We start from the raw sequence: 18785 nt of genomic DNA, 5'->3' as shown, positions 1-18785 counted from the left end.
TCGACAGCAGCAACAGCACCGTCGACATCATCGACACCGCGACGTCGACGGTGGATCGCACGGTTCCCGTGCCGCCCGAGGACACCGCGATCTACACGACCGGCGCCCAGGTGGAGGACGGCCGCGCGGTGATCCACGCGCGCGGCACCGGCGACGTCTGGATCCTGCCGGTCAGCTCGCTCGACGGCTTCGACGCGCAGACCGCCCCCGATCTCAACCTCGGGGCAGACTCCGTCTCCTCGATGGAGTCGGATGGCACCTTCTTCGCCTTCAACCCGGGCACGGGGGAGCTCTTCAGGGTGGATGCCGCCACCGGCGACGTCGTCACCCAGACGGTGGAGCTCTCGTTGCCCACCGACGACAGCTATTCGCTGACCTCGGTGGCCGGGGAGTGGGCGCTGCTCGACGAGACCACGCGCATCCTGCACCTCGCCGACTCGACCGTGGACCTCACGGGGGTCATCGGCTCGAACGACGCACCCGTCCTCCAGGCGCCGGTCACCCGGACGGAGGCGGGTCGCGAGGGCGCGGGGCACCTCTACATCGGGTCCTCCGCCGGCCTGGTCTCCGTGCCGATCGGCGGGGGCACGGCAAGCGTCGTCGTGCCGGCCGCCGTCTCCACCGGCACGGCCGCCATCGCCGCGCAGCCCCTCGTCCGCGCCGGCTGCGCCTACGCGGGGTGGACCGACGGCAGCGTGTGGACCCGCTGCCTCGGCGGATCCGATCCGACCGGCGAGGGCGGCCGGCTGACCACCGTGGAGGGCATGCCCAGCAACGCGGTGCTCACCTTCGCCGCGAACGGCGACCAGGTCGTGCTCAACGACACCCGCAGCGGCGCGACCTGGACCGTGCAGAGCACTGGCGCGCTCATCGACAACTGGGATCAGCTGCTGACCCGGGCCACGGACAGCGAGGTCGTCGCCGAGAACTCGGACGACACCCCGCCGGTCTACGAGAAGACCCAGGAGCCGCCCGTCGCCGTGAACGACGACTTCGGCGCCCGTCCCGGCCGCAGCAGCGTGCTCCCGGTGCTGCTCAACGACTACGACGCGAACGGGGACGTCCTCGCGATCAGCGAGCTCACGGGCATCCCCGAGGACCAGGGCACGCTCGACTTGGTCAGCGACGGCCAGCAGGTGCTGATCAACCTGGCCGCCGGCGCGCAGGGCCAGCTGAGCTTCGGCTACACCGTCACCGACGGCCGGGGAGGCTCGGCCGACGCGACGGTCACGGTGACGGTCCGCGGCGACGAGGAGAACTCCGCTCCCGTGCAGTCGCGGCGCAGTCTCGCCACGGTGGCCGCCGGCGGACGGGTGACGACCTCCGTCCTCGGCGACTGGTACGACCCCGACGGGGATGCGTTCTTCCTGACCAGCGCGTCCATCGGAGCGCCTGACACCGTGACCTACAAGCCGGGTGGCGACGTCGTCGTGGTCGACGCGGGCGCGTCCGCCGACACCAAGGACGTCCCGCTCGTCGTCTCAGACGGACGGCTCGACGGCGCGGGATCGCTCGCCGTCACGGTCAAGGAGCCGGGCCAGGTCCCGATCATCGCCGAGCCGTTCATCGTCCAGGCCTACGCCGGCCAGGAGGTCGAGGTCAGCCCACTGGTGCATGTGCGGGGCGGCAGCGGCACGATCCGCCTCACCAACGTCCCCGACAAGGTCGACGTCACCATCGAGCCCGACTACGACGGCGGCACGTTCCGCGTTCGCAGCTCGTCCGTCGGCACGCACTACCTCGACTACACGGTGACCGACGGCACGGTGACGGCCACCGGCGCTCTGCGCGTCGAGGTGTCCGCGCCGCCGGATGCCAACGGCACCCCGATCGCCGTGCAGCACACCGCATTCGTGCGCGAGCAGAGCACGGCCGACGTCGACGTGCTGGCCACCGACGTCGATCCGGCCGGCGGCGTGCTGCTCGTCACCGACGTCGACGACATCTCCGGCGACACCGGGGTGCGGATCGAGATCCTCGAGCAGCGACTGCTGCGGATCACCCTCACCCGTCCTCTCGACAACGGGTCGGTCGATTTCGGCTACACCCTGTCCAACGGCCTCGCCGAGGCCCGCGGCACGGTGACCGTCGTCGAGATCCCCCAGCCCGATCGGACCCAGCCGCCGATCGCGGTGCCCGACCAGATCTCGGTGCGAGTGGGCGACACGGTCGACATCCCCGTCCTCGCCAACGACGAGCAGCCCGACGGCGAGGAGCTGAGCCTCGCCCCCGATCTCATCGAGGCCCTCCCGGCCGGCGCGGGCCTGCTCTTCGCCTCGCAGAACCGCCTCCGCTACCTCGCGCCCGACGAGCCGGGCAACTACACCGCGGTGTACCGGGTCAACGGACCCGACGGGCAGTGGGCGACCGCGCAGGTCTCGATCGCCGTGCGCGAGGCCGACGTGGCCTCCAACAATCCGCCCGTTCCTCCCACCATCACCGCTCGGGTGCTCGCCGGTCAGACGGTGCGGATCCCGATCGACCTGTCGGGCATCGACCCCGACGGCGACTCCGTGCAGCTGCTCGGCCAGCAGTCCAACCCGGAGAAGGGCGCCGTCACCGAGATCGGCGACGACTGGCTGGAGTACGAGGCGGGCGAGTACTCGGCCGGCACCGACACCTTCACCTACCGGGTGATCGACGCGCTCGGCGCCCAGGCGAACGGCACCGTCCGCGTCGGCATCAGCGCGCGAGCCGATGGGGTGCGCAATCCGATCGCGGTGCCCGACGAGGTCACCGTGCAGCCGGGCCGCGCCGTCGCCGTCCAGGTGCTCGCCAACGACTCCGATCCGGACGGCGCTGCGCTCTCGATCATCGACCTCGAGGCCACCACCGACGGGGCGAGCGGTGTCATCGACGGCGATGTCGTGGTCGTCACGGCGCCCAGCACTCCGGGGCGATACGGCTTCGTCTACACGATCGAGAACGCGACGGGCGGCGTCAGCTCCAACTTCATCACGGTGACCGTGGCGTCCGACGCGCCGCTCGCCCGGCCCATCGTCAGCGACACCGTGCTCGGACTGAGCGACATCCTCGGCCGGCAGACCGTGGATGTGAACGTGCTCGACGGCGTCTTCTTCGCCGAAGGGTCGTCGAACCTGCTCGACCTCGACCTGGTCCCCGGCTACTCGGACAGCGCGCAGGTCACTGCCGGCAAGCGGATCCGCGTGACCATCGAGGACACCGCTCAGATCATCCCGTTCACCGTGAGTCACCCGGATGATGCGTCGGTGAACGCCACGGGCTTCATCCGGGTCCCCGGCTTCAACGACGCCCTGCCGCAGCTGCGCAAGTCCGCGCCGCGGCTGACCGTCGTGAGCGGCGAGGCGCTCACCATCCCGCTCGAGGACTACGTCGTCGCGGTCGGCGACGGCGCGGTGCTGCTCACCGACTCGAGCACCGTCCGCGCGACCCACTCCGACGGCTCGTCGCTGGTGGTCGACGGGTCGACGCTGCGCTTCCGCAGCGCGAGCGACTACTTCGGCCCCGCCTCGATCTCCTTCGAGGTGACCGACGGCTCGTCGGCCGCCGATCCGAACGGCCGGGTCGCCACCCTGGTGCTGCCGATCACGGTTCAGCCCCGCGAGAACCAGCCGCCCTCGTTCGACGGCGGCATCCTCGAGGTCGAGCCGGGCAGCACCCGCACCCTCGATCTCACCAAGCTCACCACCTATCCGTACCCGGATGACACCGATCAGCTGACCTACCTGCTGACCGGTGGTCAGCCTGATGGCTTCACCCTGTCCCTGACCGGTCAGCGGCTGACCATCGCCGTGGCGCCGTCCGCAGAGGTGGGCACCGTCGGATCGGTGGTGGTCGGAGTCAGCGACGACACCAATGACGGCGAGTCTGGCCGCATCGAGCTCGACGTGGTGGCCTCCACCAAGCCGCTGGCGAGCCCTGCGCCGGACACGGCGGTCGTGCGACGCGGCACGACGACGGTCGTGGACGTGCTCGCCAACGACCAGGCCACCAACCCGTTCCCCGGCCAGCCCCTGGTGGTCGGCGCTGTCCGCGGGACCAGCTCCGCATCGCTGCCCGACGGCATCTCGATCACCCCGAGCACCGATCGCGCCAGCCTCACCATCCGCGTCTCCGACAGCGCGGAGCCGCAGGACGTCACCCTCCAGTACGAGGTGCTCGACGCGACGGGGGAGCAGTCGCGGGCCGCGTGGGGCACCGTGACCGTCTCGGTCCAGGACGCTCCTGTCGCCGTGTCCAACCTGCGGGCCACCGCATTCGCCGACCGAGCGATCACGGTGAGCTTCAATCCCGGCGCGGCCAACAACTCGCAGATCCTCGGCTACGACATCTCCACGTACGACACCGACGGACGCAGGATCTCGACCACCACCTGCCAGTCGACCACCTGCACCGTCGGCACGCCCGGCAACGGATCGAGCAATGAGGTCCAGATCGGCGTCGTGGCACGCAACTCCGTCGGCTCGTCGGCCGAGGTGCGCCTGGCCGACGGAGTCTGGTCGGATGTCGTGCCCGCCGCGCCCGTCGGGCTCTCATCGCGGGCTCTCGATCACGGACTCCGGGTGTTCTGGAACAAGCCGAACGAGACCGGCGGCTCGGCGATCACCTATTACACGGTCACGGTGGCCGGCTTCAGCGGAACCCTGACGGTGCCCTCCGACGATCCGGTCGGCACGAGCTACTCCCTGGATGTCCGGAACTCGTCGATCGGCAACGGCGCCGCGGTCGCGTACAGCGTGAGCGCGCGCAACGGCTCCTTCGGCGGGCTCACCTCCTGGAACAGCGCAGGAGGCAGCGGCACCCCGGCGGGCTCGCCGTCGGCGGTCGGCACGCCGAGCGCGAGCGTCGTCGACTCCGGCGGCGGCAACGGGACGGTGACCGTGGACTGGGCGGGCACCTTCGACGGCAACGGGGCGGGGATCGGCGAGTACTTCGCCGCCATGTACACGGGGACCCCGCCCGTCTGCTCGGCCACCGACGACGGCGGACGCGGCACCGACCTGAGCGTGCCGGCCGCCAGCGCCACGTTCCAGCATGTGGGGACGGCGACGACCGCGACCTTCAGCGTGCCGACCAATCAGCGCTACACGTTCGTCGTCTACGCCTACAACGGGCAGGGCTGCAGCACCAGCGGCGAGATCACCGCCGTCACCCGCAAGGCCCCGTCGGCGCCGACAGCAGTGGGCATCAGCGGACCGTTCTCGAGCGGCGACACCACCTTCAGCGAGCGCCTCGACTCTGTCGGCTACGCGACGGGCGGCGGCGGACCGAGCGTCGCGTACTACTACCGGGTCGGCGCCGACGCGACGGCGTACCGCACCTCGCTCGGCAGCCTGCTCACCAGCGGCATCACCGCGGGGGAGCCGACCCAGATCTCCGTGCAGGTCTGCGAGAGCTGGCCGGAGAAGACCCTCTGCTCGCCGTGGTCCGGCCCGACCGCGCCGTTCACGGCGGTCGACACGGCTGTCACGGGCCTGCAGTTCAGCCCCGACATCGTCGGCGGCACGTGGAGTTGGACGGCGGCTCCGGCGGGAAGCGGATACTCTGCCGTGGAGTACAGCTGCGACGGGGACGCGACGTGGACGGCCATGCCGCAGTCGGGCAGCTGCGACGCGGGGCTCGTCGCCTCATTCCATGTGAGGGTGACGACAGCGGCGGGGACCTTCACGGGGCCCGTCCGACTCGGGGCGTTCACGGGCTGAGCGCCCGGCCGCGCGGAGCTCGGACAGAACCCGCAGGACAGCAGCACCCGCACAGCACCGAACTGACAGCACCGAGAGGCCCAGCAGATGACGATGACACCGGAGCAGGCGTCCTGGTTCAGCGAGGTCTTCAACCGTCTCTGCGCGAACGTCGAGCAGGTGCTTCTGGGCAAGAACCACGTCATCCGGCTGGCCTTCACCGCCATGCTGTCCGAGGGCCATCTCCTGCTCGAGGACTTCCCGGGCACGGGCAAGACCTCGCTCGCCCGCGCCATCGCGCAGAGCGTCCAGGGCTCCGCCAGCCGCGTGCAGTTCACGCCCGACCTGCTGCCCGGAGACATCACGGGCGTCAGCATCTACGACCAGCGGACCGGCGACTTCGAGTTCCACCAGGGTCCGGTGTTCGCGAACATCGTGCTCGCCGACGAGATCAACCGGGCGAGCCCGAAGACCCAGTCCGCCCTGCTCGAGGTGATGGAGGAGGGATCGGTCACCGTCGACGGCATCCGGCACATGGCCGGCGCCCCGTTCATGGTCATCGCCACCCAGAACCCCATCGAGCAGGCGGGCACCTACCGACTGCCCGAGGCGCAGCTCGACCGCTTCATCATGAAGACCTCCATCGGCTATCCCGACCATGCGGCGACCCTGCGGATCCTCGAAGGGTCGATCGTGCGGTCGCACGAGACCGTCGTTCCCGCGATCGTTCCGGCCGACGTCATCGTCGACATGTCCCAGCTCGCGCGGACGGTCCATGTCGACCCGTCGATCGCGGACTACGTCTCGCGCATCGTCGAGGCCACCCGCAGCGCCAGCGAGGTGCGGCTCGGCGGCAGCGTCCGCGCGGCCATCGCCCTGCTGAGGACCGCCAAGACCTTCGCCGCGTCGAACAACCGGCACTATGTCATCCCCGACGACGTGAAGGCCCTGACCGAGCCTGTCCTCGCGCACCGGCTGCTGCTCGAGCCCGAGGCGGAGTTCGACGGAGTGACCGCGTCGAGCGTGATGGCTCAACTGCTCATCGAGGTGCCGCCGCCGAGCGAACGGCAGTCCGTGTGACCCTGCCCGACTCCCGACTGCCCGACCCACGGCGGCCCGCGTCCAAGCGGAGGCTCGGACGCGGCGCAGCCGCAGAACGTGGTGCTGGCTCGGCGTCCACGCGGACCGGTCTGCGGATGACCGGCACGCGCTCCCGGGCGGCCGGCATCCCGTCGAGCACCACGCAGCTGCGCGCCGACATCGTCGGCCCCGCCGCGACCGAGGGACTGCGCAATGAGCGCACCCGCCTGGTCGGCACCCGCACCGGCCTCGGCGCGGACGCGCTGATCACCCTGGTCCGACTCTGGAGGGCGGTCAGCGGGGCAGCCCTCCGTGCCGCCCGGCAGGTGTCCGCGGTCGTCACGCCGCTCGGCTGGACGATGCTGAGCGTCGTCGTCGTCGCCTTCCTCGTCGGCTACGGCTTCGGCTGGGCGGAGCTCGCCGCCGTGGCCTGGGCGGGAGCGGTCATCATCGTGGTCGCGTCGCTGTTCCTCATCGGCGGTCATTCCCAAGGGATCGAGCTGACCATGGCGCATCCTCGCGTCGTGGTGGGAGACCGGGCGGTCGGCGGCATCACGGCCGTCAACCCGACCCGACGGCGGCTGCTCGGCACGACCCTCGAGATCCCGGTCGGACGGGGTCTGCTGGAGTTCCCGCTGCCCTCGATCGCCCCCGGAGCGACGATCGACGACGTCTTCGTGGTGCCCACCACGCGTCGCGGGCTCATCACCATCGGACCCGTCCGCAGCGTGCGGGCCGATCCGATCGGACTGGTGCGCCGTGAGCACATCTGGCCGGGCTCGATCGAGCTGTTCGTCCATCCGCAGACGGTGTCCATCCCGTCCACGAGCACGGGCTTCGTCCGCGACCTGGAGGGCCAGGCCACCCGGGACCTGACCTCGTCGGACGTCGCCTTCAACGCCCTGCGCGACTATCAGCTCGGCGACGACCGCCGCTGGATCCACTGGAAGTCGACCGCGAAGACCGGCGTCTACATGGTCAAGCAGTTCGAGGAGACCCGCCGCAGCCACCTGATGGTCGCGCTCAGCCTGGCCGGCGACGACTACGCCGACGACGAGCAGTTCGAGCTCGCCGTGAGCGTGGCGGGATCGCTGGGGGTGCGTGCCATCCGCGACGCCCGCACGGTCTCCGTCGTGGTCAGCGAGCGCACGCCCGAGTTCGCCAAGCGGAAGACCTTCGCGGTGCGCTCGCTGAGCACCATCACCCGCACCCGGCTGCTCGACGAGCTCGCCGTGATCGATCGCGCCACCGCCGCGCTCGGCGTCGTCGACCTCGCCCGCGTCGCGGCCGAGCAGGTCGCGGGCACCTCCGTCGCGTTCGTCGTGCTCGGCTCGACGGCCACTCCCTTGCAGCTGCGCGCGGTCTCATCCGCATTCCCCTCGGGAGTCGAGGTGATCGCGGTGCTCTGCGATCCCGGGTACACCCCGAGCCTGCGCCGGGTGAGCGACCTCACCGTGCTGACCATCGGCTATCTGGAGGATCTGCAGAAGTCCCTGGCCCGATCGCAGGCGGCCTAGTGAGCATCGACCAGATGAGCACGAGCATGAGCACGGACGTCACCGCCGATGCGGCGGCCAGGGCGCGGTCGCAGCGCGGGCGCCGCCTCCCGGTGCGGTTCGTCCTCATCGCCGCGCTGCTGCTCGATCTCGCCGTGGCCATCGCCGCGGCTGGCTTCTGGCCGATCCACCGCAGCGGCGCGCTGCTCGTCGCCGTCGGCATCGCTCTGGCCGCCGGCACCGCGATCGGAGTGCTGGGTGCCTACCGCCGGTCGCCGGGCTGGGCCGTCGGCGCGGCCACGATCGTCGCGTACCTGCTCCTCGGGGTGCCCGCCGCCGTGCCGGGGGCCGCCGCGTTCGGCGTGCTGCCCACCGTGCGGGGGCTCGGCGACCTGGTCGCGGGCAGCGCGCTCTCCTGGAAGCAGCTGCTCACCATCTCGCTGCCGGTCGGCAGCTACCAGACCCTTCTCATCCCCGCATTCCTCTCGACCCTCGTCGTGACGGTGACGGCGATCAGCGTCGGCCTGCGTGCGCGCTTCGGCGAGCTGGGCGCCATCCCTCCCATCGCCCTCTTCCTGGCCGGCATCCTCTTCGGACCTACCTTCGCCACCTGGCCGCTCCCCATCGCGCTCGGGCTCCTCGCGACCCTGCTCGTGTACCTCATCTGGTTCCGCGCCCGCCGCCGCGCCGCCGCCCTCGCGCATCTGGCCGAGCAGACCGGAACCCGGGTCGAGCACGGAGGGGATCGGCGATCCGCCGGGCTGCGAAGCGTCATCGGGGCCGTCGTCATCCTCGCGCTCGCAGTGGGCGGTGCCGTGGTGGCGCAGACGTTCGCGCCCGTGACCCGGGATCGAGCAGTGCTGCGCAGCACGGTGGAGGTCCCGTTCGACCCCAACGACTACGCCAGCCCCCTGTCCTCGTTCCGCCGCTACTTCCAGAGCGACCGTGCCGAGGCGCCGATGCTGACCGTCTCAGGTCTCGAGGCCGGTGAGCTGCTCCGCATCGCCACTCTCGACGACTACGACGGGGTCGTCTATTCGGTCGGCGGCGCCTCGGGTCCGAGCGCATCCGGGACGTTCAGCCGTGTCCCGTACGAGATCGAGCCGACGGGCAGCGGACGCCAGGCGAACCTGTCCATCACCATCGACGGCTACTCCGGCGTCTGGGTGCCCGACGCCGGCTCGCTCGAGACGATCGCGTTCGGCGGCTCGCGCGGTCCCGAACTGCAGGACTCCTTCTACTACAACGCGTCGAGCGGCACTGCGGCCGCCACGGCGCAGCTCGAGTCGGGCGACAGCTACACCCTCGACGCACTCATCCCCGCCCGGCTCGACGACGCCGCGCTCGCGCAGCTCGTCCCCGGCTCCGCTCCGCTCCCACCGCTCGGGGAGCTGCCCGACGGCGTTGCGGATACCCTGACGGAGTATGTCGGAGGAGCGGACACCCCGGGAGCGAGCCTCGTGGCGATGATCTCCGCGCTCAAGGCCAACGGCTACGTGAGCCACGGAGTCGGCGACGAGCCGTTCAGCCGGTCCGGGCACAGCGCGGATCGGATCACCGAACTGCTCGCATCCCAGCCGATGCTGGGCGACGCCGAGCAGTACGCGGTGACCGCCGCCCTGATGGCGCGCTCGCTCGGCTTCCCCGCCCGAGTGGTGATGGGCTTCATCGCACCGGAGGGGTCCGATCCAACCGGCTCCGCCGCCGTGGACGTGACCGGGTCGGACCTGTCCGCATGGATCGAGGTCAACACGGGCGGCGAAGGATGGGTGGCGATCGATCCGAACCCCGCCGTGCGTGAGATCCCGGAGCAGCAGGCGGAGGACCCTACGCAGATCTCCCGGCCGCAGTCCGTCGTGCAGCCGCCCGTCGAGGATCGCACCGACACGGACGATCCCGCTCCGCCGGACGTCACCCAGGGCGATCCGACCGAGGTCGAGCCGCTCTGGCTGACCATCCTGCTGCTCGCCGTGCGGATCATCGGTGTCACCGCGGCCGTCCTGGGCATCCTTGTCGCTCCGTTCCTCGGCGTCATCGCGGCGAAGTGGCGTCGCCGACGCCGCCGCCGGCAGGCCGAAGAGCCGGTGCTCCGGGTCGCGGGGGGCTGGGACGAGTTCGCCGACACCGCCATCGACTACGGCTACGACCCGCTTCCGCACGCCACGCGGCGCGAGCTCGCCGACGTGGTCGGCGGACCGGTGCCTGCGGCCCTTGCGGTCGACGTGGACCGCGTCACCTTCTCGCCCGAGCCGCCCAGCATGGAGCAGGCCGATCGGATCTGGTCCGTCGTCGGCGAGCTGCGCGGCACGCTCAGCGAGGGGCGCACCCGCTGGGAGCGTCTGCGCGCGGCGATCTCGCTGCGGTCCTTCGCGGCTCGACGACGGGACCGCGAGTCGCCGGAGCAGGTTCTCGCACGGCTGCTGCCCACCCTGCCGTCGCTGCCCACCCTTCCGTCGTTGCCCGGCGGCTCCCGCGGGGACGCAGGGGGAGTGCTGCGGGTATCTGCCGAGCCCGTGGGCCGTTCGTCGTTCGCTCCCGTCGAGCGGGTCGGCGCGCCGGATGCCTCTCCCATGCCTCCGCTGTCGTCCGACGAGGTCCAGGAGACGAGTGCAGAGCGTCCGCTCGGCGCGCCCGGCATCCCTGGCACGGACCGGATCGAGCCCGGCATCGAGCCCGAGAACGAGCCCGAGAACGAAGTCGGCGTCTACGGCGAACCGGCCGATGCCGATGATCGTGCAGGCGACCGTGCCGACGGGAACACCGAGGAGCGCTCGTGAGGGCGTGCACGGTCTGCGGCGCCGAGCTGTCGCCGAGGGCCGCCTTCTGCGCGGAGTGCGGCGCTTCCGTCGGCCGGCGCCGAGAGGCCGCGAGCACCGGACCGACGCCGGGCATCGCCAGCACCGCGCCGACCGCCGTGGCCGTTTCCGACTTGCCTGCGCCGCCGGTTCCTGGGCCGTTGCCGTCGACCTCTGCACCCGAGCCGGGAGGACTCGCAGCGCCGGTCAGCCTCCCGTCCCCGCTCGCCCCGCCGGCTCCATTGGCCCAGCCGACGACCGGAGCCGTGGCGCCGCGCCCGCCGATGCTCGACGACGCGGTTCCTCCGCCTGTGCCCGCTCTGCCCGAACCTCTGCACGGTCGCCTGCCGCCGCTTCTGCCGGGCGCGGCTGTCCTCCCGCCTGCCCCTATGCCGCCCGCTCCCGTTCGGATGACTGCCTCGATGCCCCCGGAGCTGAGTGCGGTGCCCAGTGCTGTGTCCGGTGGTGGGTCCGATGCTCCGTCGCAGCCAGCGCGCCAGGAATTCACCTCGTCCCTGGATCTCGAGCCCGGTTCGTCTGCCGGTGGCATCGGCGACCCGGTCGTCATGGAGCCGGCGCCTGACCCGGCGACCGTTCCGCCCGAGCCCTCCTTCCGGCAGGTGCTGGACGAGCTGACTCGGCTGCCCGCCCAGCGCCCGGCGCCGACGGCCGCCCGCTTCGTTCTGCAGTTCAGCACCGGCGAGACGTACACGGTCGAAGGCACGGGCCTGATCGGTCGACGCCCCTCGGAGCAGCCGGGGGAGAACTACGACCTGCTCATCAGCCTCAACGACCAGGGGCGCTCCATCTCCAAGACCCATCTCGAGTTCGGTCAGGAGGGCGGGGTGTTCTGGATCAGCGATCGCTACTCGGCCAACGGCACCGTTGTGCGAGAGCCGGATCGGCCGCCGCGCCTCAGCGCGCCGGGCATGCGCAGCAGGGTGGCGCGGGGGAGCCGCGTGGAGATCGGTGAGCAGTTCTTCGTCGTCAGCTGACCCACTTCCCTCGGGTGCACCCTTCCGGTGAGCTGCCCACTTCTGCCGCCTGAAACGCGTGTTGAGCGGCAGAACTGGGCAACTCGCCTTTCGCGGTCGGTCGAGGTGCGTGGCCGATCTCGATGAGTGGCTGTCGCTCACAGGGAGGTCGGACACCGACCTGTACACAGATGCGGGTTTCCGGTGCCCGAGCACACGGGTAGAGGGCTCAGATGTTCGGATGCGACTCGCTCTGCCGCCACCCGTCGCCGAGCGGGCACCGACGCGCTTCCCGCTGCTCGGGGCGCTGCTGCCGATGGTCGCCTCGATCGCGCTCGCCGTGATCCTCCGTGCGCCTCTGCTGCTCGCGTTCGCTGCGCTGGGGCCGGTCCTCGCCGTCGGGGCGTATCTCGACGGCCGGCGGGTCGCTCGACGTGACCTCCGGGTGGCGCAGGCGCGCCGTGCGACCGCGCTCGAGCGGCTGGAGCGCGACATCGCCGATCGCCGGGACGAGCTGCGACGAGCCCTGCTCGCCGCCCACCCGGGGCCGCGCGGAATGCTGGGCGGGCCGCGGCCCGCTGCGGCCGATGCTCCCCTCGTCGTCCTCGGCCACGGCGATGTGCCGAGCGGCATCGAGCTCGACCCGCTGGACGACGCTGATCGGCCCATCGCCGCCCGCGCCGGGCTCGTCGACCGAGCACCGGTCCTCGCGAGGAGCGACCGCGACGGCTGCATCGGCGTCGTCGGCCCTCGCATCCTCCGCGAGGCCGCAGCACGGGCGATCGTCCTGCAGCTCGCGTGGTGGGGCGCCGAACCAGCCCCCGAGGCCCTGGCGGCCCGGATCTGCACGGCTCCATCCGCAGCGGATCTCCTCCGTCATTGCGAGGTCGTCGTACGCATCGACGCCGCAGATCGTGCGGAGGTGATCCGCCACCCGAACCCCGGCGCCCTTGTTGCCATCCGTCCCGGCCTGGTCTCGCATGCCGAACTCGCCGCCGAGCTCGCGCGGCACCGGGTATCGATGCCTGCTTCGGGAGATCCGCCACGCTCCGTGGAATTGGACGTCGCCCTCGCGGAGTCCCCTCGGCATCCCGGCGGCCCTGCCTTCCTCGTGGACGCCGTTGGGCCCTTGCGGGTCGACCTCGTGTCCGACGGCCCGCATGCGGTGATCGGCGGGACGACCGGCAGCGGCAAGAGCGAGCTGCTGACCTCCTGGGCTCTGGCGCTGGCGGCGAGGAGCTCGCCTGACGAGCTGGCGATGCTGCTCTTCGACTTCAAGGGCGGCAGCGCGCTCGACCCACTCGTCGCCCTGCCGCATGTGTCCGGACTCGTCACCGACCTGGACGGGCGGATGATCGATCGCGCGGCGCGAAGCCTCCGAGCCGAGCTGCGCCGACGCGAGGCGGCCCTGCGAGACGCTCGGGCGCGCAGCATCGACCAGGCGCCGGGGCTCGGCCGCCTCGTCATCATCGTCGACGAGTTCGCCGCGCTTCTCGACGGACGAGGCGAGCTGCACGACGTCTTCGTCGACATCGCGGCACGGGGCCGCTCACTGGGCATGCATCTGATCCTCTGCACCCAGCGCCCGTCGGGAATCATGCGCGACTCCTTGCTCGCCAACTGCGGCCTGCGCGTCTCGCTCCGGGTGGTCGCCGCCGACGACAGCACCGCCCTTATCGGCAGCCCTGCCGCGGCCGAGCTTCCGCGATCGGTGCCGGGACGCTGCCTGGTGAGCATCCACGGGGAGCGGCCCGTGCTCGCCCAGGTCGCAATGGTCGCTCCGGATCGACTCGACGCCGAGATCGCGCGCATCGCGCAGCATTGGGCGGGCGATCGCTCGCTCACCCGGCAGCCCCGGGTGGGCTGGCTGCCGCCCCTCGCCACCTCCATTGCGCTCGAACCGCTGCTCGAGCGGCCGCTCAGCGCGACGCGACCACTCGGCGCGGTCGTGCTCGGGGTCTCCGACCGGCCCGAGCTGCTTGACCAGCCGGTCGCCTGCTGGAACTCCGACCTTGAGCGATCGCTCGTGGTCATCGGCGCTCCGGGTTCGGGGCGATCCACCGCTCTCGACAGCATCGCTCAGCAGCTGCGTCGACCAGCCATCCACGGACGCTCCGCCTCCGCCTGCGAAGCGCTGTGGGATGCGATCGAGCGACTCGACGGCGTCGGTCCGGACCGGCAGCGGGCAACCCGCCCGGACGACCCGAGCCCTGAGGACGCACCGACCCTCATCGTCGACGACTTCGACGCCGTGGTCGGCCGGCTCGACCCCGACCACCTGGAGGCGATGACCGATCGCCTCATTGCGTCGCTCGGCAGTCGGCGATGTCGCATCGTGCTCTCGGTGTCCGCCCCGCTCGCCCCATCGGTCCGCGCACTCGTCAGCCGGATGGAGCGCCGCGTGCTGCTGAGGATGCCGACCCGCGACGAGCACCTGATGCTGGGCGGCGCGGCTGCGGACTTCGACGACAGGGCGGCCCCGGGTGGCGGCAGCTGGGACGGGCTGCCGCTCCAGATCGCACGACCCTCGCAGCGTTCCGGGTCTGAGCCCGTCGACCCGGCGACCCATCAGCTCGCGAACCGGCAGATCCTCATTACGCATCGACCCGCGATGCGCGCCATGCAGCTGACCGAGGCGGGAGCGCTGGTGGTCACCGACATCGACGGACTGAGCCAGGGTGGCCTGCGCGCCGCGGGAGCGACCGATCGTCCGCTGGTGCTGGTCGTCGATCATCCGACCTGGTCGTCGACCCCGCAGCTCTGGCGCGCGCTGGAGGAGGTACCCGTGCTCGTCGACCGGTGCGCGAGCGTCGAGTTCCGTCAGATCAGCCGCCGTCGCACGCCGCCTCCGCCGCTCGCCGATCTGCCCGACCGAGCCTGGCTGCTGCATCCCGAGGGAGAGCCGACGAGGGTGCGGCTGCCGCTCGTGCAGACGACGGCCCAGACGCGCACAACGGCCCAGACGCGCACAACGGCCCAGACGCCCACGACGGCGTCAGACGCCGGGTGACGTCAACGCTCAGGCAGCGAGCGCCGCCTCCACCGTCGTGGATGGGAGCCCGTGAGCTGCGGCCACCGCGCTGTTGGTGATCGATCCACCGTAGGTGTTGAGTCCGAGCGCCAGCGACGGATCCGCCGCGAGCGCTGCCCGCCAGCCGAGCGCAGCGAGTGAGCGCACGTACGGGAGGGTCGCGTTGGTCAGTGCGTAGGTCGACGTGTTGGGCACCGCACCGGGCATGTTCGCCACGCAGTAGAACAGCGACCCGTGCACGAGGAACGTCGGGTCGGCATGCGTCGTCGGCCTCGAGTCCTCGAAGCAGCCGCCCTGGTCGACCGAGATGTCCACCAGCACGCTGCCGGGCTTCATCTTGGCCACGAGAGCGTTGCTCACCAGCTTGGGCGTCTTCGCCCCGGCGACGAGGACCGAGCCGATCACGAGATCCGCGTCCACGAGCGATCGCTCGATCTCGTAGCGGTTCGAGGCGATCGTCTTGATCCGGCCGGCGTACAGGGCGTCGAGCTCGCGGAGGCGCTGGACGTTGGTGTCGAGCACGGTCACGTCGGCGCCCAGCCCGACGGAGACCGAGACGGCGCTCGTGCCGGCGACGCCGCCGCCGAGCACAGTGATCTTGGCCGACCGGGTTCCCGGGACGCCGGGCACCAGCAGGCCGGGGCCGCCGTTCGGCCGCAGCATCGTCGACTGGCCGACCAGCGGCGCGAGACGTCCGGCGACCTCGCTCATCGGCGCCAGCAGCGGCAGGGCGCGCGAGGGCAGCTGCACGGTCTCGTAGGCGATCGCGGTGATGCCCGAGGCGAGCAGCGCCGCGGTCAGCTCCGGCTCCGCGGCGAGGTGGAGATAGGTGAAGAGGGTCAGATCGGAGCGGAAGTAGCCGTACTCGGACTCGATGGGCTCTTTGACCTTGAGGAGCAGCTCCGCGCCGGCCCACACGCTGGCCGCATCGGGGGCGATGGTCGCGCCCGCCTCGATGTACTCCTCGTCGGTGATCGACGAACCGAGTCCGGCACCCTGTTCGATCGTGACCTGATGCCCCATCGCCACGAGGTCGTGCACGCCCGGCGGGGTGATGGCCACCCGGAACTCGTTATTCTTGATCTCTTTCGGCACACCGATACGCATGGCATCAGGCTATCGGCGCGGGCAGTCGAAATCAGCAGTGCAATCGTGCGCCGATGACGGATTTCGTGAAGATCGCGTTACCGGAGTGCCGTTCCGGTCTGCCGAGCTGGGCTCACGCGCAGGTGACCCGCAGCCGTCCCACGACGTCGGAGCCGCCTTCGACCTCCAGGCCCAGCCGCGAGATGGCGCGATCCGACGCCTCGCGGGTGATGGCTCCGGCTTCGAGGAGCAGTGCGATGCCCACGGCGACCGGTGCGCGGTTCGCGCCGTCGAGCACCTTGACGGCGACGGTCGTGCCGTCCGGAGCGCTCATCCCGAGCACGCCCTCCGCGCCGAACTTGGCGAAGACGCCGAGCTCCTCGATGGCGACGGCATCGGGACGGCCCCGTCCCGAGATCAGCCACGGGGTCTCTCGGACCGCGGCGGCAAGACGCGCGGCGTCGCGATACAGCGGCCAGGGGGACTCGCCGCTCGCCGTGCTCAGCCGCTGGTAGCTGGTGGCCAGCGCGACCAGCGACAGCGCGTAGACCGGCGCCCCGCAGCCGTCGATCCCGGTGGCCTGGATCTGCTCGCCCGAGATGCGCTGCAGCACCTCGCGGATCCGGACCTGCAGCGGGTGGACCGGGTCGAGGTAGCTGGCCAGATCCCAGCCGTTCGCACGACAGGCCAGCAGCATCGTGGCGTGCTTGCCGGAGCAGGTCATGAAGATCGGGTGCGCCTTGTGTCCATCGCGCACGAGGTCGTCGTGCGCGGCCCGATCCTCCGGCCAGGCGGCCGGACAGCCGAGGGCGGCCAGCGGGATGTCGCCCTTGCGGAGTATGTCTCGCACGATGGTCGCGTGCACCGAGGTGCCGGTGTGGCTGGCGGTGGCCAGCACGAGCTCCTGGCCGGCCAGCTCCGCACCGCTGGTGATGGCGGCGAGTGCCTGGAACGGCTTGAGCGCGGACCTCGGGAAGATGGGCGCGCGGACGTCGCCCACCTTGCGGCGGATCGTGCCATCGGGGGAGAGCACGACGGCGGAGCCGATGTGCCGCGACTCGACGAAGCCGCTGCGCTCGACGACGGCGAGCTCGACGGCGTCGGACGTCGCGAAGGTGCCCTTCGCGGGACTCATTCTTGTGAGGGCCCTCTTCCGGGTTCTCTGACGGCTCTTGGGGCGCCGGTGCTAGAGCGCCGCGAGGGCGTCGTCCAGCACGCTGAGCGCGTCGAGCAGCAGCTCGTCGGAGATGGCGAGGCTCGGCAGGAAGCGCAGCACATTGCCCCATGTGCCGGCCGTGAGCACGAGGACGCCCTTCTGCGCGGCGTAGGCGGCGATCGCGCTGACCGCAGCGGCGTTCGGCACCTTCGTGCTGTCGCCGGTGCCTGCTTCGACGAGCTCGATCGCGATCATCGCGCCCTTGCCGCGGACGTCGCCGATGATGTCGTACTTGTCCTTAAGCGCGAGCAGACCCGGCTTGAGGATCGACTCGATGCGGGCGGCGCTCTTCAACAGCTCGTTCTTCTCGATGAGCTCGAAGACGGCGATGGCGGCCTCCGTCGCGACCGGGTTGCCGCCGAACGTGCCGCCGAGCCCGCCGGGCTGCGCGGTGTCCATGATCTCGGCGCGGCCGGTGACGGCGGCGAGCGGCAGTCCGCCCGCGATGCCCTTGGCGGAGAGCACCATATCGGGCACCCAGCCGAAGTGCTCGCTCGCGAAGTACGAGCCGGTGCGGCCGATGCCGCTCTGGATCTCGTCGGCGATCATGACGACGCCGTTCGCGGTGCACCACTCCTGCAGTGCGGGCAGGAAGCCGTCGGCAGGGACCTGGAATCCGCCCTCACCCTGGATGGGCTCGATGATGACGGCGGCGAGGTCGGTGGCGCCGATGTGCTTCTCGAGGTAGTTGATGGCGCGGGCCGCCGCCTCGGGGCCGGACAGGCCGTCGCGGTAGGGGTAGGAGCTGGGGGCGTGGTACACGTCGCCGGCGAACGGGCCGAAGCCCGTCGCGTACGGCGCGGCCTTGTAGTTCATCGCCATGGTGAGGTTCGTGCGGCCGTGGTAGGCGTGCTCGAAGGCGGCGATGGCACGGCGGCCGGTCGCCTTGCGGGCGATCTTGATGCCGTTCTCCACGGCCTCGGCGCCGGAGTTCACGAGCATGCTGCGCTTGGCGAAGTCGCCCGGCGTGTGCTCGGCGAGCAGCTCGGCCACCCGCACGTACGACTCGTAGGGGGTGATGGTGAAGAGGGTGTGCAGGAAGCGGTCGAGCTGCGCCTTCGCCGCCTCGATCACCGGCTCCTGGGTGTGGCCGATCGTGGTGACGCCGATGCCCGCGCCGAGGTCGATGAACTGGTTGCCGTCCACGTCGATCACGATGGCGTCGTGCGCCTTCTCGATGTAGACGGGCAGGGCCGAGGCGACTCCGGGGGGAACGACCTTGAGGCGGCGCTCGTGCAGCGCGACGGACTTCGGGCCTGGGATGGCGGTGACGATCTTGCGGCCCAGTGGAACCGTGACGTCCGTGGCCTCCGGCGAGGACGACGAGGAGGCGGACGAGGTCTCGAGCAGCGTGTCGGTCATGGATCCCGAGTTTACGCCCGGAGGGGGCGCCTAGGAGGGCGACCCCGGCCGCTCGGCGCGGACATCCACCGACGAGAAACTG

The 18785-nt window shown here is 71.2% G+C and carries 9 protein-coding genes; 6 read left to right on the top strand and 3 right to left on the bottom strand.

Translation table 11 applies throughout. From position 1 onward, the window contains the following. The 6 genes from E6C64_RS05180 to E6C64_RS05155 all read left to right on the top strand — a co-directional run. On the top strand, nt 1–5684 hold a 5684-nt coding region (locus tag E6C64_RS05180; protein ID WP_136426574.1), incomplete at its 5' end, for an Ig-like domain-containing protein. Between the two features lie 87 nt (nt 5685–5771). Then, nucleotides 5772–6743 carry an AAA family ATPase gene (locus E6C64_RS05175; RefSeq protein ID WP_136426573.1) on the top strand — a complete coding sequence of 324 codons (972 nt, stop codon included), beginning with the start codon at nt 5772–5774 and terminating at the stop codon, nt 6741–6743. A gap of 116 nt (nt 6744–6859) precedes the next feature. Continuing rightward, the gene (locus tag E6C64_RS05170; protein WP_136426572.1) at nt 6860–8260 is read left to right on the top strand and encodes a DUF58 domain-containing protein; all 1401 of its coding nucleotides are present in this window, start codon (nt 6860–6862) and stop codon (nt 8258–8260) included. A 14-nt stretch (nt 8261–8274) separates the two neighbouring features. Then, entirely contained in the window at nt 8275–11016 is a 2742-nt protein-coding gene (locus E6C64_RS05165; RefSeq protein ID WP_136426571.1) for a transglutaminase domain-containing protein, read from the top strand. Between the two features lie 584 nt (nt 11017–11600). Further along, nucleotides 11601–12029, top strand: a complete 429-nt coding sequence (locus tag E6C64_RS19355; protein ID WP_233255477.1) for an FHA domain-containing protein — start codon at nt 11601–11603, stop codon at nt 12027–12029. A 220-nt stretch (nt 12030–12249) separates the two neighbouring features. Further along, entirely contained in the window at nt 12250–15018 is a 2769-nt protein-coding gene (locus E6C64_RS05155) for an FtsK/SpoIIIE domain-containing protein (protein ID WP_136426569.1), read from the top strand. A gap of 9 nt (nt 15019–15027) precedes the next feature. Here the strand turns inward: E6C64_RS05155 and ald are convergent, their stop codons facing one another. From ald to gabT, 3 genes are all read right to left on the bottom strand, one after another. Further along, nucleotides 15028–16146, bottom strand: coding sequence for an alanine dehydrogenase (gene ald / locus E6C64_RS05150; RefSeq protein WP_136426568.1), 1119 nt, complete (start codon nt 16144–16146; stop codon nt 15028–15030). 112 nt (nt 16147–16258) lie between these two features. Further along, nucleotides 16259–17260, bottom strand: a complete 1002-nt coding sequence (locus tag E6C64_RS05145) for an asparaginase (protein WP_136426567.1) — start codon at nt 17258–17260, stop codon at nt 16259–16261. Between the two features lie 51 nt (nt 17261–17311). After that, on the bottom strand, nt 17312–18703 hold the full coding sequence (gene gabT, locus E6C64_RS05140) for a 4-aminobutyrate--2-oxoglutarate transaminase (protein WP_136426566.1): 1392 nt from the start codon (nt 18701–18703) through the stop codon (nt 17312–17314). Nucleotides 18704–18785: the final 82 nt, after the last annotated feature.

The organism is Naasia lichenicola (genome assembly GCF_004801885.1).
Classification (GTDB): Bacteria; Actinomycetota; Actinomycetes; order Actinomycetales; family Microbacteriaceae; genus Naasia; species Naasia lichenicola.
The sequence above is the reverse complement of the archived record's forward strand: the minus strand, read 5'-3'. Positions and strand labels throughout refer to the sequence as shown.